The sequence below is a fragment of the Paenibacillus amylolyticus genome, assembly GCF_050990605.1.
Classification (GTDB): Bacteria; Bacillota; Bacilli; order Paenibacillales; family Paenibacillaceae; genus Paenibacillus; species Paenibacillus amylolyticus_H.
In genome coordinates, this window is sequence record NZ_CP158832.1 from 6,123,052 (window position 1) to 6,144,888 (window position 21,837).

A 21,837-nucleotide genomic window follows, 5' to 3' on the forward strand; every position below is an offset into this window, starting at 1 on the left:
GATTATAATATCTTTACTAATAACAATTTTTGGCGATTCGTGTGACGCTTTTAAAAAATTGCATCAGTATCATCCGCAGCACAACGCTGCTCTCTTTGCTTTAAATGCATACGTACTATGTAACTATAAAGGAAGAACAAGACCATTTTAATGAAACTACCAAATGCGGGTCAAGGAACAGAAAACGGGTGAGTACCGATAATACAGTACAAACCCGTCGTTTCCTTTAAATTAGTCACTATTTCATTACATACTTGGATATCCAGGAATTCGGAGTACATCAAATCTGAAACCAACATGACGATCTGAAGCACTGTGAGTTTGCAAACTATCAGAGAAAAGTCCCTTCTTCCAAACTTCAAAGTGTCTTGTCATGTAACGATTGTAAGCATTAATCACTGTCTTGTGATTGTCTTTCGCGATGCTCTCACTGAAGGACGCTGTTGATGTCCAGCTTTGAGATACGTTATAACCAACAGTTGCAGACACAACTGATGCGCTGATACCTATGCTAGCATTAAAGGAGTTACCAACCGTCACCGATTGAGAAAGTGTTAATGTACCGCCAGAACTTCCGGTCTCTTCTACAGAAGCAACTACATAGTTAGGGTTAACTGTTGCATATTCAGCGCTCGGATTTTTAGCATATAAGTCACCGATTGCAGCAGGTGCTACTTCATGTTTCCAGTCGTCATTCTTTGCTTCATCAAGGTAAGTAACATCCACCACTTTGATTAGTTTGTTTTCAATTGGATCTTGGCCAGTAGCTAGCAAATAAGCAGTCGAGTTAACAGGAACATACTCTGTAACGATAGCCCTTTTGACTTCTACTTTTCCGTCAGGAGTTTTAATTTCAATTCCCTTGACTCCTTCTGATGTTTTAATAAGAAGTTCATCAGGAACCACCACATTTGTCTCTTGTTCATCAACTGTAGCTTCTGCTGCCCTCGCTTGCTGAAAACCAACAATCGTTAGTAAGAGAACCAGACTCAATGCTACTGACAAGAACTTCCTTGTCCTAGACAATACTACCACCTCCGCAAATTTTTTTGATCGAAACGATCAATTACAATTGTTCCATAATTATCCTAATTGAACAATGCTTTTCATATAAATTTTACATATAATTTACAATTATATATTCATATATCCATTATATGTTCACAATTTGCATTTAGTAACCGTATTTAAGAAAGAAGGGCAAGAAGAGGAATGCCCCAGTCATATGCCGCTATTGCAGCTGTGCGTTTCATTCTTGCCCGATTTCCACAATACAAATATATCACGTCTAAAGTCCAACGACGGGCAACAATCCGGCATAAAACCGGAACACCTTTTCACACGACTGAGCTGACCATATCGCCGTAAACTGTCAAATCTAACGTAGCTTCTAAAATGATTGCCAAAGATACGGATTTGGATCGATTTCCGAATTGACGGGATTTTCAATAGAAGAATTGCAAGCAATGAATCCAACTCATTAAATCTTTCTTTGACAGGCTACCTACTTTTCAACAGAAGAGATGAGCAATCACGTAATGAATTCAAAAAGGCATACGTCCTGTACCCTGATAGGAGTAATGTACGCATGCCTTTTTATTTTATTGAAACCTTATAGTTTTATCCGTCAAAGGCTTAAATTTCACTCTACAATCTAATTTAATTGGAGGAACATCACAGAATGTGTGTATTCTAATTAGATTACTAACGATACAACCTTACCTGCATTCACATCAATCAGGCCATGGTCCGTAATTTTCAGCGCCGGACTTACCGCAAGGGAGTGCGTACTAAGCGACATGATTGGGTTGTAATGAACATACCCTAGAGACAGCATAGCTGCACGTAACTCCTTCACTTGATGAGAAACTACCGCAAGCGGTTCTTCCGTCAAAATGCCACCTACAGGAAGTTCCAGATGGGACAACACCTTGCCATCTTCCACAACACAGAATCCACCCTGGCTCGAAATTACGGTGTTAGCTGCCAATATCATATCTTCGCGATTGCGTCCCACAACCAGCAGGTTGTGATTGTCGTGTGAATATGTCGTTGCAATGGCGCCACGCTTGATGGTGTCTCCACCGATCAGACCATGTGCACGATTGCCGTTCACGCCATAACGTTCAAAGGTCGCAATCTGCGCATATCCACTTTCTTCCCATAACAATTCGCCATCCGATGATTGGACCGGTGCAATATGTTCTTCTACAAAAGTAGAACCATCCTTGACCATCATGACACGGCATTGGTGCTCACCTTCATTAGCGAGATCAACCCCTGATCCACTGACTTTCGGATCTGACACATGAATTGCAAAGTCTGGTGCGCCCAACTTCTCCAACTGTACGCTCTTATAGAAGTGAGGTGGAAACTGCCCGGTGATCCGTTCCTGCTTATACGGTTCGTAGTCGTCATAAGCTTTGCGTCCATTTTTGTACACCTGATCAATGGAGAGATCCTCCAAGTTGGATACCAGCACATAGTCGGCCACTTTGCCTGGAGCAACGCTGCCGCGATCGGTCATTTTCATCCGGGAAGCAGGGGTAGACGTTGCTGCGTAGATCGCATCTTCCGGACGCATGCCCATCTGAATTGCCTTGCGCACGATATGATCTAGATGCCCGCGCTCCACCAGTGAATCCGGCATTACATCATCCGTTACGAAGCAGAAATGCTGTGCCACATCATGTTGAATCAGGTACTCCATGACTTCCGGGGTCATTGATTTCTCCTGAATTTCAATAAACATGCCTGCCGCAATCCGCGCCTGTAATCCCTCAATGCTCTGATGGGTATGATCTGAATCGATACCTGCGTAGATCAGTTGATGCAGATCGAGTCCAAGCAGTTTCGGTGTATGCCCTTCGATCACGAGATCCGGATAGTTTTTGCGAATATGCTTCAAAATCTGGTTGGTCTTGCACTCCGGATCACGGATGACATCGACATAATTCATGATTTCACCCAGACAGATAATTTCGCCAGTCGCGAGCAGCACGTCCATATCTTCGATTTCAATCGAACCACCCGTCGTCTCCATCGGGGTTGCCGGAACGGAACTTGGGATCGCATAGAACATGTCCACCGTCGTCTCCCGACTCGCAGCCATCATCTCCTGCACACCTTCCAGCCCGAACACATTCGCCATCTCATGCGGTTCTGCGACAATGGACGTTACCCCGCAGCCAATCAGACCATGGGAAAAGGTTTCCGGTGTCACCATCGTACTTTCGATATGCAGATGGATATCGATCAAGCCAGGAATCATATATCTGCCCCGCGCATCGATGACTTCGTCTGCCTGAATCATCTCCGGCCCGCCGGGTCCAACATACAGGAATCTGCCGCCCAACACAGCGACGTTGTTCAATTCAAACCTTTTATAATAACTGTTATACACATGTACATTCACAATTAGTTGATCTGCACGCATGGGGCATAATCTCCTTCTTCACAAGCATTTCACCGCGATCCGAACCGGACAATGAACCTGCACCTTAATCTGATGCACTGCACATGGCTGCGCACCACTGCCCTCGTCCGGAATCATTGCATGAATTGCCTTCTTTGCTGCTCTTATTTCGTATAGCTATTCCCTACATTCACGACTACTCCACCAGCACAAGCTTGTCCTGTGGGAAAATCAGACTTACACGCTGCCCGCTAAGATACGGTGTTTCCATCTCCTGATTTGCTGTAAAGTCACCCAGTTCCGTCTCAATTACATACTGATAGCTGCGTCCCAGATAGGTGCTGACTTTGATAATCCCTGGCAAAGCGTTCACCACATCCGCAGAAGTATCTCCACTAACAATCAGATCATCCGGGCGAATCGCGCCTTTACGTGCACCGGGACGTGCTGTTCCGGGATGTGCCGTTGCTGTAAACATGCGGCCACCCGCATGTAATGTGATGACTTCACCTGCATCACTACGCTCCGCAAATTCAATGAAATTATGGAACCCGATAAACCGTGCTACAAACTCCGTTGCCGGATATTTGAAAATGGTTTCCGGGCGGTCGAGCTGCTCAACCACACCTTTGTTCATAATCGCTACCTGATCCGAGATTGAGAAGCACTCTTCCTGGTCATGAGAGACATACAGCGTTGTAATGCCCAGCTCTTGCTGAATTCGGCGAATCTCCACCCGCATGTTCAGGCGCAGGTTGGCATCCAGGTTACTGAGCGGTTCGTCGAACAAGAGCAAGTCAGGCTCAATCACCAATGCACGAGCAATCGCCACACGCTGACGCTGTCCACCGGACAGTTCTTGTGGAAAACGTTTCTCAAATCCATTCAGGTTAACCACTTCCAGGATTCGCATCACACGGGAAGTGATATCCTTGTCTTTCACCTTGCGCATCCGCAGCCCAAAGGCCACGTTATCATAGACAGACAGATGCGGGAATAGCGCATAACTCTGAAATACAAATCCGAAGTTCCGCTTGTTCGCCGGAACCTTCGTATAATCCTTGCCGCCGAACATAAACTTGCCCTGTGATGCTTCCAGAAATCCGGCGATGAGGCGCAGCGTAGTTGTTTTGCCGCAACCGCTCGGTCCGAGCAGGGAGAGCAGTTTACCTTTTTCCAGCTCCAACTGAAAATCCTTCAGGATTGTCTGCTTATCGTATGCCACGGATACGTGGTCTAATGTCAGCAATGCCATAGCGTTCTGCGCCTCCAATTAACGTTTAGTAAAGTATGAAAATCCGCCCATGATCCGTTCGATCACGAACATTAAGAGTCCGGTCAGTACCATCAAGAGCACAGAAATCGCTGCAATCGTTGGGTCAAAATAATTCTCCACATACGTCAGCATCTGGATCGGCAATGTGCTTACCCCTGGTCCGGTCATGAATACCGAAATGTCCACGTTGTTGAAGGACTCCAGGAAGGCAATCAATACCGCGGCGATAATTCCTGAGCGGATGTTAGGAAGCACGATCGTGAAGAACGTTCTTACCCGTCCCGCACCAAGACTCAGCGCTGCTTCTTCCACGGCAAAGTCAAAGCTCGACAGACTCGACGCGATAACCCGAATGATAAATGGAAGCATGATAATCGTATGACCGATCAAGAGTCCGAGATACATCGGCAGATGGTAGATGACGATCAGATATTTCATCAATGTAAAACCAAGCACGATTCCCGGGATCAGTACTGGGGACAGGAACAGTGCGTTCAGCACGGACTTTCCTTTGAAATCGTAACGACTGAGTGCATACGCAGCCGGAACCCCGAGCACCAGTGCCAACAGGTTCCCCAGCAAGGAAATGATGATGGACGTCTGGAACGTGCGGAGGAAACCGCCTGTGTTGAAAATATTCTCATACCAGCGGAAGGAGAACCCTTCCGGCGGAAATTTGAGTACCGTTCCCGGTTCAAACGAAGTGACCGATATGATCAGAAGCGGGCCCAGCAGAAAGATAAAGACCAGCAGACTGAACAGGCCCAGCCCGATATGTTTCTCCCGCATATGTCTACCCCTTCGGATTTAAAGTTTTGGCCATTTTGTTCATGACACCGACGACGACAAATGTAATGACAATCATAATCGCGGCAACAACCGAGGCCAGATACCAGTCGTTGAGGGTCATGGCGTTCTGATACAGGAACGTAGCAATTACACGCTGTTTTCCTCCAAGGAGGGCAGGTGTGGTATATGCCGTCAGGCTTCCGACAAAGACAAGCACGGCTCCAATCACAAGTCCTGGCACAGCCAGTGGGAACACCACCCGGCGGAATGCCGTAATGCGCGATGCGCCCAGACTTTGTGCTGCTTTGAGCAGGTCACCGTCAATGTTCTCAAGCACTCCCACCAGAGAGATAATCATCAGTGGCAGGAACAGGTGCGTCAGACCAATCATCATCGCTGCCGGTGTGTACAGAATATCCAGCGGCTTGTCCACGATGCCCAGGCCAACAAGGGTGTTATTGATCAGACCTTTGCGTCCAAGGATAATCATCCAGCTGAACGAGCGCACGACCGGGCTCGTCAGCAGCGGGAAGATTGCCAGTGCCAGCAAAATGCCTTTGCGGCGCGGCGCTTTCTGCGAAATATAATAAGCTGTCGGGAATCCGAGCACCACACAGACGATGGTGGTGACCACGCTGACTTGCAGCGTCGTAAGCAATATTTTCAAAAAGTATGGGTCTCTGAAAAAATGCATGTATCCTTCAAACGTGAAGGAGTTTTCCTGGAAAAACGTCGATCCGATCGTCAGGACAATCGGAATGATCATAAATGCCGCCAAAAACACGAATCCCGGCAGCAATAGCCAGTAGATTACTGATTTCTTCATCGCGATACTCCTGACTTTTAAAATGGTTTTATTCACACGTTTCACTGGCGCACATTTCAAAAAATATACACGTTCATCGCATCAGCCGTTCCGGTTACGAATCGTTCTTACGATCGCTGTTATCCTTGGATTTTCTTGATCTCCTTCTTAATAGAAGGAAAAATCCAAGGATAAAGGCGAACGCTTCGCTTCTTCAGAATCGATTTCGTCCCCTCCACTAGCAGCGAATTACGTAAGGATTGATATTAAAATTGAACCCGAATGCCGTAAAGATCATAGCTACGCATTTAACGCGTTGATAAACAGTTCAAGGAAGCTTTCTGCGTCTACGGTTTCGCAGACGAGGGTGTTGGGTTGTTCGCCCAAACGGTTTTGGAAGTCGCATACCATCTGCCCATCGCACAGGCGGCTGGCGGTTTCGACATCCACGTAATACGATTTGCGTCCAACCAGTTCAGGGGCAAGGGCAATGCCTACGGCTAGTGGATCATGTAACGCGCAAGCGCGGACGCCGTTCATTTGTTCATAACGGTTGATGTAAATCTCCGTGCTCTGAGCCACGTACGCGCGCAGTGCAGGATCAGTGAGACGTTCAATAGTTGCTTCATTCAGCAATGTTTGACGGGTTACATCCAGTCCGACTTGAGTAAGCTTCTCGATGCCTGCATGCAATACGATGCGTGCAGCCTCTGGATCAGCGTAGGTGTTGTACTCGGCTGTCGGTGTAATGTTGCCATGTCCGCGAACCACGCCACCCATGAAGATGACTTCCTTCAATAAAGAAGGCAATTCAGGACACTTCATCAGCGCGAGTGCCAGGTTCGTTAATGGTGCGGTCATGATCAATGTCAGTTCACCTGGATATAACTTGGCTTGCTCCACGATAAAGTCCGGCGCAAAACCGTCCTCAGCTTGCTTGGACACTGCCGGATCAGGCAGCGCACCGCCCAATCCGTCCTGTCCATGTACCCGATGTTCATAATGCGACTTGCGAGTGAGTGGTCCAGCTGCTCCGGCAATCACTGGAATATCTGGTGCACCCGCGAGTTCAAGAATTTTGCATGTATTCTCTGTTGCCTGCTGGAGTGATACGTTCCCACAGACTGTGGTAATGCCGAGGATGTCCAGCTTCCGGCTTTTGACGGCCAGCAAAATCGCCAGTGCATCGTCAATCCCCGTGTCCACATCCAGAATGATGCGATTACGCGCTTCACTCATCCGTTCTCAACTCCTATAGCGTGATTGGTTGCTTGCTGCAAATGATAAGTTGAACTAAAGAATATTTACACTTACCACTCCGATGACAGAATAACCTTCCGATCGCTGTTATCCCCAGATTTTTTTGAACCCCTTCTTCAAAGGGAAAATCCGGGAATAGTGTATGCTTCCGAAGCAGCTTTCTTTCAGAAAGCTTTTAGGCGAGCGCTTCGCTTCTTCACGTTATTTCTGCCCTCTCCGTTCTCGTGTAAAAAGTTTAGTTAAACTATATAGATCAAAGATAACTATTTAGTCGGTTACTTGTTTTTATTGTGCAATCTCACGGTTCCAGCGATCTGTCCAGCCTTTAACCTGTTGATTTACGAATTCCATATCCAGCTTGTTCAGCTTCTCAACAACTTCAGCGCCGTACGTTACGCCTTCTGCTTCTTCAGCAGTCAGTTCAACCTTGGTATTTACCGGGGAATCGACTTTGGCTTTAGCAGATTTGGCTTGTACATCCTGGCTAAGCTGCCAGTTGATGAACTCTTCAGCCAGCTCTTTGTTTTTGCTGCCCTTCACGACATTGATCGTGTTCATCACGGCATATGCACCTTCGCTCGGTGTAACAAACTTCGCATCAGGCACGGCTGCTTTCAGATCTTTGAAATACATTTCCATGATCGGTCCGCCTGCAATCTCTTCCTGGGAGAACATGTTCACGAACTCGGACGTTTGGCTATAGAATTTCACCACATTGCCGCTCAGTTTTTTCAGTTCAGCAAATGCCGCATCTTCATTAAACGTATCATTACCAGCTACACGGGAAGCTGCATCCACAACCATTGGGCCGGCTGTTGCCGTAATATTCGGGATGGTCAGGTTACCCTCGAACGCCGGGTCCCACAGGTCACTCCATGAAGTCACTTCTTTGGAAACGAGGTCCGGGTTATAGGCGATTCCGAGCTGTCCAACCGTGTAGGCCGGGCCATAATCTTCACCAAGCGGGGCTTTGGCAATATCATAAATGTCATTTACATTCGGAATTTTGGAGCGGTCGATTTTTTCAAACAAACCTTCATCGATACCCTGTTGTGCATAGTAGTCAGACAGGTAGATGACATCGACATTTGATGTACCTTGACGAATTTTGTTCAGACGCTCAGCGTTATTGCCGACTTCAAGCACGATGTCCACATTATGTTCTTTTTCAAAGGGACCAAATACGGATTCATTGAAGAAATCTTCCGAGAAGCCCCACGTGGAGATAACCAATTTGGTAGCTGCCGTTCCTCCACTGCCTGATCCGCCTGCTGCATCCTCTGTGCTGCTGCCACAACCTGCAAGTAATACCGATGTCATTGCCACTGCTGCCAAACCGCTAATCCACTTTTTCATCATGATCCTGATTCCCCCTGATATATGTGTTTTAACAACCCAACCAATAAGTTGAACTAGCTTGATAACACATCTTACGTAGAAAACAGAAAGAACCTGGAGAAACGAAGTGTTCGCCCAAAAGCTTTCTGAAAGAAAGCTACTTCGGAAGCATACGCTATCACAAGATTTCTCCCTTAGATAAGGGAATAAAAGAAATCTGGGGATAACAGCGATTGAAAGGTCTTTCTGATTTTCGAAGAATATGATGTGTTATACAGGGCTAGTTCGACTTAAAAAACAAAAAGAAAAGCATTCTTGTATAAACAAGAACACTTTTCTTCGTAAACAAAGGAAAGCGACACCCGCTGCCGGTACATCATCGGTTTCTGCTTCAGAATCAATCCGAAGACAGACGCCATCATATGAAATTGTACGGAACCTGATCATGAATCCGGGCCATAACCTTCGTATGCTTCAACAAGAATCTATCCTGCCGATCCATCCTAGGCCTGTTCCAGAATCACATTCGTGATCGCCCACTGAGTGGAAGCATCGTAATCCCGCAATATAGCTTCAATTGGCAAACCCATGTGTTGCTCGAGCTTCTCCCGGAATTTCTTCTTATATAAGACAGACATGCGGAAGTCCACTTCCAGCTTTAAGCCGGGGGCCTCCCCTTCCAGGGCGTCAGAGCGCGGTGAACGTCGGTGCTTCGCGTAGAAGGTCACAATGTTCTGGTCAATGGTCACTCTCAGGAGAGTGGTGCCAAATCCGAACAGTTCCTTCGAGATTTCGTTATAATACTGGCACATCTTCTTCTTGCTCTCATTGCTGTCCAGTAGTTCCATGAACTCACCCACATCTCTTACTACCGTACATTCGACGTGTTAACACGATTGATTATACATAAATTTTCTGAAATGAGCAACCCAAAAGATATACTTAACATGTAAATCACACGCAGAAGCGAACGATAAGACATTTACCTCCAAAAACAATTCGTCTTAAACCACAGTAAATTTACATTAATATGCCTGCATGTAAGTCCTATACTATTGTTACTTCTAAACTACGTTTTAATACAGCGTGTTCGAGACTTCGTTTCAACTTTCCCTAAAAGGGTATAAATTCCTGCGAAACATAGACAAACTTCGTCAACAACCGTTAAAATGAGACACAATGTTGACATGTTTTTATTTTCTAGAAATTGGAGGCTTAACCCATGCAATGTCCAGTATGTAATCATGAAAATGGAGATGCCCAGTTTTGCGAGAGGTGCGGAACTAATCTAACGCAAACTACCTCTTCACCCTCTCTTGTAAAGAACCCGGAATCTGCTGCTGCTTCCGAACCCGAATATACTCGCTGGTCCAGTACGCAGAACACATCTTCCGAGGCACCCGTTCGACACAACACACCATCCGTCTCTACTCAGAAACAACAGACAACAGAATCAACAGGCACCAACGACCATGCTTCTGCAGGAGACAACAGCTCCAATCAGTGGAATAATATTGTGCAGAATGAGAAAGTTCAGCAAGCCAAAGAAGTAAGCAAACAGTATCTGTCCTACTTCCTCAGTGTATTAGCCCGTCCTTATCAGACGATGAAAACCGTTGGCGACCAGCATTCACTAAACGGATGGCTAACGATGGCGCTGATTGCAATTCTATCTTCTACATACTTCTTAATTACCTTTAGTCGCATAGGCATGGACGGCTTGTTCATTAGTGGATTTATCCGGCCGCTGTTGTTCACCGTCATTATCCTGATTGTCTCAATTGCTCTGATGTACGCTATTCTGAAAATTGAGAAACTAACCTTCCGTCCCAAAACACTGGTCGCCCAGTTCGGTACATTGCTTGTTCCTGCTGTCGTATCCCTTGTTCTGGCGAATCTGTTTATTATCATCTCGTATTCCATCGCGATCGCCTTGCTTGTGGTCTCGTATATCATCATATTTGTCGCTCTGAACTCGGTACTATTCCAATATCCACTGAATCGGACCAAAGCAGCCATCGACAGTATGTACAGTGTACTCATCGCCAATGTGGTCGTATTCTTTATTCTGTATCGATTGTTGGGTGAGGTTATTATCGGACTGATCAGATTGATGTTGTCGCCGTTTGGCCGTCTGTAAAGTAGTTCAGCTGGAATAAAGCTGATTTACGTTTTCGTATAAATGGCTATTCCAATGAATATAAATTTTTCTGAATCTTTAGATTCATACTAGGCTTTCCCTGCTCCCGCCGGGAAGGTCTTTTTTATGTTTTCTAAGACAGCGTTGCGCTGAGCATGTGTCATACACTATAATGTGTAGTGCAATAAGTATGTTCTTATTTACGTAACAAACCAATCCAGCAACGCCCGTTACGTCATGAGATAATTCACCATTGCCAATAACACTACGATATGTAGTGTAATGATCTCTCATTTTACGAAGAAAGCAGAGGAACTCTCTATGGACATGACTCATATGAATCATATGCAAATGGAGCACGAAGCAGGCACCTCCTACCTTTGGCTCATTATAGGTACAATCGTGTTACTGTTCTCCATCGCCGCCTATATCTGGGCATCACGTACACAGGGCAAAATCCTGGGCCACATGAAAAAGAAAGAACGGGCGGACATCCACAAAAAAAGTCGGTCCCTCCGGCTGGCTGCACATGTAATGATGGCTGTGTCGATTGTTATGCTTGGTCTGTTCTTCATGCAGGGCGCAGGGGCAAAATATGATGTAGCCGATCTGAACGCCAATTCTACAATTGATGTGACTGACGATAAATATTATGGGGCAGACCATACAGAGAACCCCATTCAGTATGAGATGACAATTCCAACTTCAGGGCCGCATAATCCGCATGATATCAAGTTTGGATTTTACACCGACTTCCCGGGTTATAATTACCTGGTACACAATCTGGAGCACGGGGATATCATCATCTATTATCGTGAGAACGCAAGCGAGGATTTGAAGGAGCATCTGAAATACCTAGCCAAATTCCGCGAAGCCGGAGCAGGTATTCTGGCCGTGCCCAACAAGGACATTCCCGCAGGCAGTGAAGTCGTCGTAACCGCTTGGACCAAAACGATGAAGCTCGACCAATTCGACGATGCTAAAGTAGGTACTTTTATCAATAAATATATTAATCAGGGACCCGAAAAGATTCCTGCCTCTATTCGCCAGAGCGGCGGAACGATGTAATGACACCCTATAGGATTGAAACGTAGTTAGCTCCCGAATCAAATTGACTCGGGGGCTAATTCTTTATCGCCCGGATGCCGATATTTCAAGTAGAAAACTGTACAACTGATATACAATACATACGAACCAAAGAAGCGACAAGCACCATCTAAAGAGACAAAGAGACGATTCATCCAACAGATCAAGGGGGAACACTTTTACCAATGAACAGTTTGTTTATGCGGATCTTTTTATTTTTTTCCTGTCTGATGCTGGCCGCGGGTGCGGTTCTTGGCATTACCATGTACCGTTCATCGGCTCAACTGGTTGAGCAATCCATGGGGATGCAGGCACAGGCTGTGGCTGAACGGGCAGCTGCATTGATTGACACCTCTCTGTATGCACCACTCAGTACCGGACAGAACGAGACTGCGTATTATGGCACATTACGTGAGCAGCTCAGTCAACTGCGCGAGGCCAATGGGCTCAAGTATCTGTACACACTTGGTACACGCGAAGAAAATGGAACAAATACATATTTTTATGTTGTGGATGGGGCTGCTGCCGATGTGGCAGAAGATGATTTCTCCCCTTACGGTTCCGCAGAAGAGACCCATTATGAAGGAATGTTGCAAGCTTTTGAACAGAATGAACCTATTCGGGGCGAACTCACACAGGATGAATATGGCGCTACCATTACTGCGTATGTGCCGATCCATGGAGATGACGGGAAAGTATTGGGGCTGGTCGGTGCGGATCTGGACTCCACTGCGGTCTATGAACTGATGTCACGCAACCGGATGACCATGATCTGGACAGCCTTGGCTATTGTGCTGCTCAGTGTCTTGCTGGTGTATGGATTCGCCCACTACTTGACCCGTCCATTGGTGAAGTTGAAGAAGTTGATTACCGAAGTTGGCAAAGGTGACCTGACCGTTAACGTTGAACTTAGCCGCAAGGACGAGGTGGGACAGCTCGCTTCCGAGTTCAAATATCTGGTTACAGGTACCAGGGATGTCATGACGGGCATCCGTCAAAGTTCCGATTCTCTGCTGCAAGCCGCAGAAGGTGTATCGAAACACTCGCAGGCAACCGCCGAAGCTAGTCAGCGTATTGCCGAACATACCCATCATACAGCCAGTGGAGCTGCCGAACAGGTGGCACGAGCAGGCGAAGTTACCATAGCCATGGAAGAGATTACGCGCAGCATGCAGCATATCGCGAATTCTTCTTCTATGGTCGCGGATGTATCACAGGAAACGACCAATAACGCTGTGCAAGGTCAAGCCAACATCAATACAGCAATAGACAGCATGGACAAAATTCATCAAGCGAATGTGCAGATGGTGGCCTCCACCTCTCAGCTGGAGCAGTACTCAGGTAAAATTGAATCGGTCGCACATCTGATGAAAGGCATCGCTTCACAGACCAATCTGCTCGCCCTTAATGCGAGTATTGAAGCGGCTCGTGCAGGAGAGTATGGCAGCGGGTTTGCAGTGGTTGCCTCAGAGGTTCGCAAACTTGCGGGGGAATCAGAGCAATCGTCCCAGCATGTCACCGAACTGATCGCCGAGATGACACGTCAGACTTCCCTATTGTCAGAACATATGTCAGCAAGCACATCTGCCGTACAGTCCGGTCTCGCTGTTGTTCAGGAGGCAGGCCGTTCATTCACATCCATTCATACCGGGATTGAGACGATCAATGAACGTCTGCATGAAGTATCCGCAGCATCCGAGCAATTGTCTGCCAGTGCAGAAGAAGTATCCGCTTCCGTGGAGGATATGGAACATATCTCGCGCGAGTCCTCTTCCAGTATCCAACAGGTGTCGCACGCTACTGGAAGCCAGTTGCAATCTATGGATGAGATGCGTGCATCCGCAGAATCTCTCCGGGTACTGTCCAGTGAGCTGAACGGATTGATTGGTCGATTTAAAATATAGCGGGCAGCTATTTTGTTAGATAGATTGAACTAAAGAATATTGACACATACCACTTCGATGACAGAACTATATAAGTCAGCCCAAAACAAAAAGCCGCACGGCAGGGACGGGAATATGGGGTTTAACCCCATATCCAGACCACTGCCTGCGGCTTTATTTTTTGTTGTACCTTTAAGGTTGGCAAGCCCTAAGGCTGCCTGAATTAGTAGCGCTGCGGAGCAGCTTTTTTACCCAAATCCGTCATGTACGTAAAGAACGCTTCCGGATCGGTATCATACACCAGTTGTACTGGACGTCCGTCTGCTTGCTCCACCGTGCGGCCCTGGCTAGGACCATCCGGGATGACAATACAGTTGACGGTTTTCTTCTTCACGATGTCCTCGCGTCCAACGGAAGCCGTTGTCAGCACATCCCATAGATAATATGTGGAATTTGTCTCACTGTACACCAGTGGCGGACAACCTGCGTAACAGTTACCCAGGAAGTCCACACCTTCAAAGCGGCGCTCTGCTGCCCAGCGGTTACGAACGGCTGGAGTCAGAGGTACTTTGTTGGTGCTTTCCAGTGCAACCAGATCGATTTGGATGCCGCTCTGCCACACACGATAAGCCGCTTCCGGGTCCCAGAATACGTTCCACTCGGCTGTACCGTCATGTTCAGGCTCTTCTACGTTACCACGCTCGAATGTGCCACCCATCCATACCAGCTTGTCGATTTTCTCTTCAATGTCTGGTGCTTCGTCCAGTGCACGCGCAAGGTCAGTCAGTGGGCCTGTGAACAGGAGTAACGTTTTGCCTTCGGTATTGCGCACTTTCTCAATTAGATGCTGGTGTGCCGGAACAGCAGAGAGTGGTGCTTCCATTTTGCCGGATTCGTTCAGTACAGGAAGTGCATCTACATAGAAGGAATGCAGCCTCCACGCTGGAGGAAATGGATTTTTCCCTCTGGAGTTGGATTTGGATACCTCTACGGAATATGTACCGAAACGATCGATAATTTTACGGCTGGCATCTGTTGCTGGCTCCAGATATCCGTCTGCCGGAATAACCGATACACCGGTTACATGTACATTGTCCATTTGCAGAAGCATGAACAGCGATACGAGGTCATCCACGCCGCCGTCATGGTTAAAATACACATTAAGTTGGTTCGTCATGCTTGCTTTCATCCTTCCCCTGGTTGTCCCATTGTTGTTAATTCTATCGTCTGCCCAAGGCCGACGCTTCCTCTATTATGTCCCATAACCCTTGGCTACGTAAACCTTCCCTACGCAAAGAAAACAAGGATCACGCCTCATCCTGCGGATATTTTACAGATCCACCATTCCATCTCAGGAGGACAACTGGTAGAGGTCATCATGGTTCGGAAAATAAAGAAATGGACAGCAGGCTTGAAGCCCCGCGGTCCATTTCACCAATCCATGCATTACACGGACTGGTTCTGTTTCTCCTCATTCTTCTCAGCAATCGGAACATACTTGCCTGGCCAGAAAGCCCATTTGCCCAACAATGTTGTAATCGCTGGCACCATGAACGGACGAACCAGGAAGGTATCCAGCATCACACCTACAGCTGTGATAATACCAAACTGCACCAACACCTGAATCGGCAAGGTTGCAAGTACCGCAAATGTTCCTGCCAGAATCAGACCCGCAGAGGTAATCACGGAACCTGTTTCGCCAACACCTTCTTTGATGGCTTGACGGAGCGGCATCGTTTTGCGTTTCTGCCAGATGCTTGAGATCATGAAGATGTTGTAGTCCTCACCCAGTGCCACGAGGAATACGAAGGAGTAGAGCGGAATTGCTCCCTGAATGGCATCTGCGCCAAGTCCGTAGTGAATGATGATCCAACCCAGACCCAGTGCAGAGAAATACGACAGAACAACCGTTGCAATCAGATACGCCGTAGCCACAACTGAACGCAAGTATAATAGCAGCAACAATGTAATCATGCCGATGACCACTGGAATAATGATCTTGGCATCCCGCTCTCCTGCGACTTCAATATCATATTGTTCAGCCGTCTGACCATCGATCCAGACCTGACTGTCCACATTAGCTACACCAGCATCTTGGAGCGCCTGTTCCGCAGTAGCCCGCAGATCCGGAATATGCTGCATCGCCTCCATGGAATATGGATTCAGATTGAATTCCACATCAAAGGCGGTAATGTTGGCATTCTCAGCGCCCTGCTGGGCATCGCCTACTTTGCTAATGTAATCCAGCGATTCGAGACGCTGCTTCAGATCCGTTTCTTTGCCTTCGGCATCAACGATCACTTTGACTGGAGCCAGCTCCCCTTGGGAGAACTGTTCGCCGATGACGGTAAAGCCTTCACGGGAAGGTACATCCTCCGGGAAGGAAGACAACAGATCATACGTGAATTTAACCTGAGTAGAGAATACCGCCAGTCCACCCAGCAATACCAAGGTAATCGCAAGGACAGTCCATGGCTTCGTTACTACAACACGGCCAATCCAGCTTTCCTTGATTTTGCGTGGGGCCGGAGCCGGTTTGCCTTTTTTCTTGGCACGTTCCACTTCCATCTCATGTGTACGGGGTACGAATGGATAGAATGAACCCCGACCGAAGATCGCGAGGAGCGCCGGTACCAGCGTCAGACTTGCAATAAACATGATAAAGATGGACAGACTGAATGGTACGGCAAAGCGATGATATGCACCGTATTCAGCCAGCAACAGCACCAATAGTGCCGCAACGACCGTGAATCCACTCATGGCAATGGCGCCGGAAGATCCGGTAATGGCCTGGAAGATGGCTTTCTTTTTGTCCGGCTCATGATAGAGAATTTGACGGTATCTGGAGATCATGAACAGGCAGTAGTCCGTTCCTGCTCCAAATAACAATACAGTCATGATTGAGATGGATTGTGCGTCTACCGTAATCCAGCCTTGATCCGCCATGAATCCGAGAATCGGACTGGTCACCATATATGCGAATCCAACCGCAATGATTGGGATAATCGCCAGCACTGGCGAGCGATAGATCAACAGCAACAGCACTAATACCAGTACAACCGTAGCGATTAGCAAGGATACATCGGCGGAGGTGAATAGTCCGCTCGCGTCAATGGATATGCCTACTGGCCCTGTTACCCGGGCAATCAGTGTATTGGCATCATCTATAGCTACATCGAACGGGTTAACCCCGAAGATGTCTTGTGTTTTTTGCTCAAGTGCTTCAATGCCTTGCTCTAATTGTTCTGCATCAGCACCTTCATTGAAGAAGAGCGGCATAACCAGGGTGCTTCCGTCTTCCGAAAGCTGGCCTTTCAATGCCTGTGGTGGCAATTGATAGAGTGGCACAACGGACTGCTGTTGTTCTACCGGATCTTGATCCAGTCGCTCCGTTAATGCCTGAATGTTCTGAATCTGCTCATCCGTCAGACCACCGGCTTGACGCCATACAATCAGCGCGGGCAATCCTTCACCACCAGGAAATTCCTTCTCGGCAAGTGCAGCTGCCTGAACTGATGGTTTGGATTCACTCAGATCCTGTGCGTTATTGGTTTCACGATCACCTACAGCAGGCCATACCATGCCAAGCACAACGGCGATAATGATCCATACCAACAGCGTAATCCATTTGCTTCGTTTGCCGGCAACCCAGCGACCGTAACCCGAACCTTCCTGCATTGTCTCTTCATCTCCCTATTCTGTTTCTATGAAGCCCTATTTATGTGATGGTGTAGTAATGAACCACGGGTCATAGTATAATCGAGTTAATTATATATACCGGAAGGTTAATTATGCAATGCTTATTTTTGTGAACACGTCTAACAAGCGATTAAATACGTAAAGAGGTATGTACCTATGAGTAAAAAAACGAACATTCCCCGGTCACCGGGCAGACCCAAAACGGGTGCCGATCAGGCATCTGTGCAAACCAACATATTGATGACCGCGTCACGTCTGTTTATGGAATATGGATATGAACCCGTTTCTCTCCAGCAAATCGCTTCATTATGCAACGTAACCAAAGCATCGATCTATTATCACTTCACCAGCAAAGCCGATCTGTTCACCGTTGCCATTACCCGCATAATGACGATGAGCATGCAGCAGACTTCACTCCGCCTGGATGAAACTGGCACATTACAAGAGCGGCTGATCAAGGTTGCGCAAGCGAAGATGCAGCACTCCCATATTGAGACGGAGACCATGATGCGAGAAGCCGAGAAACATCTGAATACAGAGCAACTCGCCCAGATTCGGGAAGCCGAGGTTCGCATCTTTGAAGTACTTGCTACCCATTTCCAGCAGGAGATGGACAATGGTTATTTTCGGGTCGGGAGCCCCATGCTGCTTGCCCATGCGTTTACGTCACTGCTCATGCTCGCGAACCGCGAAGATGTACGCAACATGAATGACGGCAGCATCGAGGAACTTGCTCGGGAACTGGTGGGGCTATTTCTGGATGGAGCGGTTAAGCGGAACTAAAGACCATGATAGGAGGAAACAACCATGTCACATTCAAAACCTTCCCCACGCATCCCGCGTCTGTTGGAAACGTCGCGCATATACCTGCGTCCTTTCGAGATGACAGATGTGGATGCTTACTTCCCTGGCCTGTTTGATGCCGAGATGCGTAGGCTGACGGGAACACAGAACAGTTTCACACGTGCTCAGGTTGAACGTTATGTTGAAAACGCAGCACAGGATGACTCCAGACTCATGTTACTGATTGCTTTACAGGAAAATGACCAGATCATCGGAGATGTCGTCCTGATGGACATGCATGCCAAGAATCGCAGTGCACATATCCGTGTTGCCATCGATCAGGTGGAGCATCAAGGAAAAGGCTACGGTAGCGAGGCTTTGCTGCTTATGCTGGACTACGGCTTCGGCATCTGTAACTTGCATCGAATCGAGCTTGAAGTGTACGCCTTCAACGAGCGAGCTATCCGCACGTATGAGAAGCTTGGATTTCAGCGCGAGGGTGTGAAGCGGGATGTCTTGTTCTATAATCACCAATATCATGATGCCGTTCAGATGAGCATGCTGGAGGACGAGTTCAGACAACGTCATATGAAAGATCATACAGAGAATGATTAGGTTTCCGATCAGCTAAAATCAAAACCAAAAAACCGGGGATTCAGTACACCTCCCCGGTTAGAAACTTCAGATGACCCGTCAGCACCGATAGCTCGGCGGGTGTCTTCATATATAATTCTCCATCCGTGTCAGCTGACATGGGCGCGTCTGTGTTCACTTTTAAAGTAGATGCCTTGAAGTATGAGATGCTCTCGCTCTGAGGTTGCCATTCTCCCTCCGGCTTGTGCGATAGTATCTCTCGCAGCAGCGGGATACCTGTCTCATGAATAATGAGCACGTCCAGTTCGCCATCCTGCAACGCATCGGGTGCAAAAGGTAGGGCATTCGTCCCCAGAAAACGGCCGTTGGCTGCGTAGATCATCACCGCTTCGCCTTCCATCTCTTTTCCATCTGCTTCCAGTTGATAACGAAACGGCTCCGTATGACTAATCGTCTGCAAGGTGCTAATAAAATAACTCAACTTACCCAGCGCGCCTTTCAGATTCTCGTTAATATTCTGTGATGCATCACTGATTAAACCAATGCCAAAAAAGTTGGTGAACACCCGGTCGTTAGCTCGTCCAACATCAATGGACACCACCCGACCTGCCAGCATTTCTTGTGCCGCACTCTCTGCATCCGGCGAAATACCGAGCGAACGCGCAAAGTCATTACACGTGCCTCCAGGCAAAATGCCAATCAACGGAGGATGTTGCAGATCGGCTAATCCATTTACACATTCATGCACTGTGCCATCCCCACCCAGGATAAACACTACATCGAATTGTTCCCCACGCTCACGACACAGCTTCTCTCCCTCACCCGGTTCGTCCGTGCGCACAATGACGAGTTCATGGACAGCGGGAGCCAGCACACCCGCCACAAGGCCCACTGTATTCTCACGATTGGCCTTGCCCGAATGATGATGATGAATTAACAACGCTTTGTTAAACTCCATCCCTCTTCCTCCATTCCAATGCTTGTTAACCTTTACCCATAAAGGTTGAAGCCGTAAACAAGCCCTGCGCTAAGCACTTATCATTTTACATAGGTTCCCCAACCAGATATGCATCCTAATCGTCACTCACTCGTATTAGCTATATAAGTTCAACTAAGAATATTCACACATACCACTCCGATGACAGAATAACCTTCCGATCGCTGTTATCCCCAGATTTTTCTGATTTAATTTGCAAAGGCGAAAATATGGGGATAAGCGTATGCTTCCGATGTAGCTTTCTTGCAGAAAGCTTTTAGGCGAACACTTCGCTTCTTCAGATTATTTCTGTCCTCTACGTTATCGTGTAAATGTATAGTTCAACTATTTAGATAAATCGTTTATCTAACTAACCAATTCCTTCTTTAACCAGATCTATGCATGAGAAAAAGGGATTCTCCACACCTTATGTCATAAGGCTGCAAATTTTGCTGGTGAGAACCCATTCAAATCGATTCAAAACGGTTATATCTATACCATATACGAATGGAGGGATTCCCTATGATTCCGGCAACGTTGGAACAATTGGAGCAAGTTCGCAAGGAATGCCGTACCATGGTTCGCAAAAGAGCTACCGCTTCCGCTGGTACAACACTCGTTCCGCTGCCTGGTACAGATGTACTGGCTGATGTGGGGATGCTGATGCAGCTGTTGCCTGCCATTAATAATAAATTCGGATTATCCCAAAAACAGCTGGATGGCATGGACCCCGAGACCAAATCCATGATCTACGGATTCGTCATGTCCATCGGAAGCAAGATTATCGGCCGTATGGTGACGAAGGAGCTGGTTGTACAGGTTCTGAAAAGAGTCGGCGTACGCGTAGCTACCAAATCGGTCGCCAAATTTGTCCCTTTTGCTGGACAGGGACTGGCTGCCGCACTCAGCTTCACAGCCATGAGATATGTAGGTAACAAACATGTGGATGACTGTTATGAAGTTGTCAAACGCATGATTGAGCAGCGCGAATTGATCCCGGGTGAACCCGCTCCGTCTGCACTGGAGGAAGCTACCGATGATACAAAGGTGGAAGTGAAAACACTTTCCAGTAACAGCACAGATGAACCTGCGAAGGATCGATAAACGCAAAAGCTCCTGTGCGACTGTCCGCACAGGAGCTTCTTCATCTCAAACAAGAACTGCTAACTATTATTTAAAGTGATATGTATTTCCTTTTGGATATCTAAAGAACAATGCCGTTTATTTTCAAGGTAGTTTATTTGTATATCATGTACTTCTTTACGCGGTACAAAATATGGTAACTTGCCTGATTTTATAAGTGCATTCATCTTTTTAACTTTTTTCATAATGACTTCGCGTTCAGCCGAGTTCTTAATTTCAATATGTACTTGTTTTACTGTAAATGGATCACCAATAAATTCTTTTCTTACATAGAACATATTCTGAATCAACAGGTAATTGTCATATTGATTCATCTTAATAGGATGAACATTAGTAGGTTTTGAAATCATTAATTGCTTGTATTTATTATGTTTATCATCATCCTTTGAAATAGGAATACAACATAAGGAATCAGGAAATTGTTCATCTTCAAGAACTAGTAACAGGCCTGGTCTTTGTTCATTAATTGAAATTTTGTACTCTCTCCAATCACAAATGGAGTGAAATTCTTGTTTAAGTTTATATACTTTAAATTCCATGTGTACTCCCCCAAGTAATTGAAAAAAGGAGCAGGAAAAATCCTGCTCCTCCTATTTACACATCCGTTATCTTTTAGTTGCATACGGATTAGCAACAACATTTACACATCC

General features: G+C 46.9%; 18 protein-coding genes. 6 read left to right on the forward strand and 12 right to left on the reverse strand.

The window, feature by feature from the left end:
• Positions 1-246: 246 nt before the first annotated feature.
• The 8 genes from ABTV53_RS26970 to ABTV53_RS27005 form a co-directional block, all read right to left on the reverse strand.
• Positions 247-1,005 (reverse strand): hypothetical protein, encoded by a 759-nt coding sequence (locus ABTV53_RS26970; RefSeq protein ID WP_433748402.1) that lies wholly within the window; start codon positions 1,003-1,005, stop codon positions 247-249.
• A 691-nt stretch (positions 1,006-1,696) separates the two neighbouring features.
• On the reverse strand, positions 1,697-3,436 hold the full coding sequence (locus ABTV53_RS26975) for an adenine deaminase (protein ID WP_433748405.1): 1,740 nt from the start codon (positions 3,434-3,436) through the stop codon (positions 1,697-1,699).
• Positions 3,437-3,611: 175 nt separating this feature from the next.
• Positions 3,612-4,670, reverse strand: a complete 1,059-nt coding sequence (locus tag ABTV53_RS26980; protein ID WP_433748407.1) for an ABC transporter ATP-binding protein — start codon at positions 4,668-4,670, stop codon at positions 3,612-3,614.
• An 18-nt stretch (positions 4,671-4,688) separates the two neighbouring features.
• The gene (locus ABTV53_RS26985) at positions 4,689-5,480 is read right to left on the reverse strand and encodes an ABC transporter permease (protein WP_017691790.1); all 792 of its coding nucleotides are present in this window, start codon (positions 5,478-5,480) and stop codon (positions 4,689-4,691) included.
• 4 nt (positions 5,481-5,484) lie between these two features.
• Positions 5,485-6,306 carry an ABC transporter permease gene (locus ABTV53_RS26990; RefSeq protein ID WP_036612869.1) on the reverse strand — a complete coding sequence of 274 codons (822 nt, stop codon included), beginning with the start codon at positions 6,304-6,306 and terminating at the stop codon, positions 5,485-5,487.
• Between the two features lie 279 nt (positions 6,307-6,585).
• The gene (locus tag ABTV53_RS26995) at positions 6,586-7,524 is read right to left on the reverse strand and encodes a nucleoside hydrolase (protein WP_433748409.1); all 939 of its coding nucleotides are present in this window, start codon (positions 7,522-7,524) and stop codon (positions 6,586-6,588) included.
• Between the two features lie 306 nt (positions 7,525-7,830).
• Complete coding sequence (locus ABTV53_RS27000) at positions 7,831-8,901, reverse strand: ABC transporter substrate-binding protein (protein ID WP_433754351.1); 1,071 nt, start codon at positions 8,899-8,901, stop codon at positions 7,831-7,833.
• Positions 8,902-9,386: 485 nt separating this feature from the next.
• Positions 9,387-9,731 (reverse strand): Na-translocating system protein MpsC family protein, encoded by a 345-nt coding sequence (locus ABTV53_RS27005; protein WP_017691786.1) that lies wholly within the window; start codon positions 9,729-9,731, stop codon positions 9,387-9,389.
• A 374-nt stretch (positions 9,732-10,105) separates the two neighbouring features.
• Between ABTV53_RS27005 and ABTV53_RS27010 the strand changes: the two genes are divergently transcribed.
• The 3 genes from ABTV53_RS27010 (at position 10,106) to ABTV53_RS27020 (ending at position 14,013) form a co-directional block, all read left to right on the forward strand.
• Positions 10,106-11,023, forward strand: coding sequence for a hypothetical protein (locus tag ABTV53_RS27010; RefSeq protein ID WP_433748411.1), 918 nt, complete (start codon positions 10,106-10,108; stop codon positions 11,021-11,023).
• Positions 11,024-11,344: 321 nt separating this feature from the next.
• Complete coding sequence (locus tag ABTV53_RS27015) at positions 11,345-12,091, forward strand: DUF3105 domain-containing protein (RefSeq protein ID WP_433748413.1); 747 nt, start codon at positions 11,345-11,347, stop codon at positions 12,089-12,091.
• A gap of 203 nt (positions 12,092-12,294) precedes the next feature.
• On the forward strand, positions 12,295-14,013 hold the full coding sequence (locus tag ABTV53_RS27020; protein ID WP_433748415.1) for a methyl-accepting chemotaxis protein: 1,719 nt from the start codon (positions 12,295-12,297) through the stop codon (positions 14,011-14,013).
• A 202-nt stretch (positions 14,014-14,215) separates the two neighbouring features.
• Here the strand turns inward: ABTV53_RS27020 and ABTV53_RS27025 are convergent, their stop codons facing one another.
• Both ABTV53_RS27025 and ABTV53_RS27030 read right to left on the reverse strand, forming a co-directional pair.
• Entirely contained in the window at positions 14,216-15,169 is a 954-nt protein-coding gene (locus ABTV53_RS27025) for a nucleoside hydrolase (protein ID WP_315937438.1), read from the reverse strand.
• Positions 15,170-15,438: 269 nt separating this feature from the next.
• Positions 15,439-17,670 (reverse strand): MMPL family transporter, encoded by a 2,232-nt coding sequence (locus ABTV53_RS27030; RefSeq protein ID WP_433748418.1) that lies wholly within the window; start codon positions 17,668-17,670, stop codon positions 15,439-15,441.
• 177 nt (positions 17,671-17,847) lie between these two features.
• Here ABTV53_RS27030 and ABTV53_RS27035 point away from each other — a divergent pair, with 177 nt between their 5' ends.
• Together ABTV53_RS27035 and ABTV53_RS27040 are read left to right on the forward strand one after the other, a co-directional pair.
• Complete coding sequence (locus tag ABTV53_RS27035) at positions 17,848-18,474, forward strand: TetR/AcrR family transcriptional regulator (protein ID WP_433748420.1); 627 nt, start codon at positions 17,848-17,850, stop codon at positions 18,472-18,474.
• A 24-nt stretch (positions 18,475-18,498) separates the two neighbouring features.
• Positions 18,499-19,089: a GNAT family N-acetyltransferase gene (locus ABTV53_RS27040; RefSeq protein WP_433748422.1), complete on the forward strand. Its 591-nt coding sequence runs from the start codon at positions 18,499-18,501 to the stop codon at positions 19,087-19,089.
• 40 nt (positions 19,090-19,129) lie between these two features.
• Here ABTV53_RS27040 and ABTV53_RS27045 read toward each other — a convergent pair whose 3' ends face one another.
• Positions 19,130-20,026 (reverse strand): diacylglycerol/lipid kinase family protein, encoded by an 897-nt coding sequence (locus ABTV53_RS27045; protein WP_433748424.1) that lies wholly within the window; start codon positions 20,024-20,026, stop codon positions 19,130-19,132.
• A gap of 540 nt (positions 20,027-20,566) precedes the next feature.
• On the opposite strand from ABTV53_RS27045, the gene ABTV53_RS27050 reads away from it, so the two are divergent.
• The gene (locus tag ABTV53_RS27050) at positions 20,567-21,148 is read left to right on the forward strand and encodes a hypothetical protein (RefSeq protein WP_433748426.1); all 582 of its coding nucleotides are present in this window, start codon (positions 20,567-20,569) and stop codon (positions 21,146-21,148) included.
• 59 nt (positions 21,149-21,207) lie between these two features.
• Here ABTV53_RS27050 and ABTV53_RS27055 read toward each other — a convergent pair whose 3' ends face one another.
• Positions 21,208-21,726, reverse strand: a complete 519-nt coding sequence (locus tag ABTV53_RS27055) for a hypothetical protein (RefSeq protein WP_433748429.1) — start codon at positions 21,724-21,726, stop codon at positions 21,208-21,210.
• Between the last annotated feature and the right edge of the window lie 111 nt (positions 21,727-21,837).

What these genes read in the sequence shown, in the direction of transcription:
- ABTV53_RS26975 (WP_433748405.1), bottom strand. Translation starts at nt 3,436, where the DNA reads ATGCGTGCAGATCAACTAATTGTGAATGTACATGTGTATAACAGTTAT.
- ABTV53_RS26980 (WP_433748407.1), bottom strand. Translation starts at nt 4,670, where the DNA reads ATGGCATTGCTGACATTAGACCACGTATCCGTGGCATACGATAAGCAG.
- ABTV53_RS26985 (WP_017691790.1), bottom strand. Translation starts at nt 5,480, where the DNA reads ATGCGGGAGAAACATATCGGGCTGGGCCTGTTCAGTCTGCTGGTCTTT.
- ABTV53_RS26990 (WP_036612869.1), bottom strand. Translation starts at nt 6,306, where the DNA reads ATGAAGAAATCAGTAATCTACTGGCTATTGCTGCCGGGATTCGTGTTT.
- ABTV53_RS26995 (WP_433748409.1), bottom strand. Translation starts at nt 7,524, where the DNA reads ATGAGTGAAGCGCGTAATCGCATCATTCTGGATGTGGACACGGGGATT.
- ABTV53_RS27000 (WP_433754351.1), bottom strand. Translation starts at nt 8,901, where the DNA reads ATGAAAAAGTGGATTAGCGGTTTGGCAGCAGTGGCAATGACATCGGTA.
- ABTV53_RS27005 (WP_017691786.1), bottom strand. Translation starts at nt 9,731, where the DNA reads ATGGAACTACTGGACAGCAATGAGAGCAAGAAGAAGATGTGCCAGTAT.
- ABTV53_RS27010 (WP_433748411.1), top strand. Translation starts at nt 10,106, where the DNA reads ATGCAATGTCCAGTATGTAATCATGAAAATGGAGATGCCCAGTTTTGC.
- ABTV53_RS27015 (WP_433748413.1), top strand. Translation starts at nt 11,345, where the DNA reads ATGGACATGACTCATATGAATCATATGCAAATGGAGCACGAAGCAGGC.
- ABTV53_RS27020 (WP_433748415.1), top strand. Translation starts at nt 12,295, where the DNA reads ATGAACAGTTTGTTTATGCGGATCTTTTTATTTTTTTCCTGTCTGATG.
- ABTV53_RS27025 (WP_315937438.1), bottom strand. Translation starts at nt 15,169, where the DNA reads ATGACGAACCAACTTAATGTGTATTTTAACCATGACGGCGGCGTGGAT.
- ABTV53_RS27030 (WP_433748418.1), bottom strand. Translation starts at nt 17,670, where the DNA reads ATGCAGGAAGGTTCGGGTTACGGTCGCTGGGTTGCCGGCAAACGAAGC.
- ABTV53_RS27035 (WP_433748420.1), top strand. Translation starts at nt 17,848, where the DNA reads ATGAGTAAAAAAACGAACATTCCCCGGTCACCGGGCAGACCCAAAACG.
- ABTV53_RS27040 (WP_433748422.1), top strand. Translation starts at nt 18,499, where the DNA reads ATGTCACATTCAAAACCTTCCCCACGCATCCCGCGTCTGTTGGAAACG.
- ABTV53_RS27045 (WP_433748424.1), bottom strand. Translation starts at nt 20,026, where the DNA reads ATGGAGTTTAACAAAGCGTTGTTAATTCATCATCATCATTCGGGCAAG.
- ABTV53_RS27050 (WP_433748426.1), top strand. Translation starts at nt 20,567, where the DNA reads ATGATTCCGGCAACGTTGGAACAATTGGAGCAAGTTCGCAAGGAATGC.
- ABTV53_RS27055 (WP_433748429.1), bottom strand. Translation starts at nt 21,726, where the DNA reads ATGGAATTTAAAGTATATAAACTTAAACAAGAATTTCACTCCATTTGT.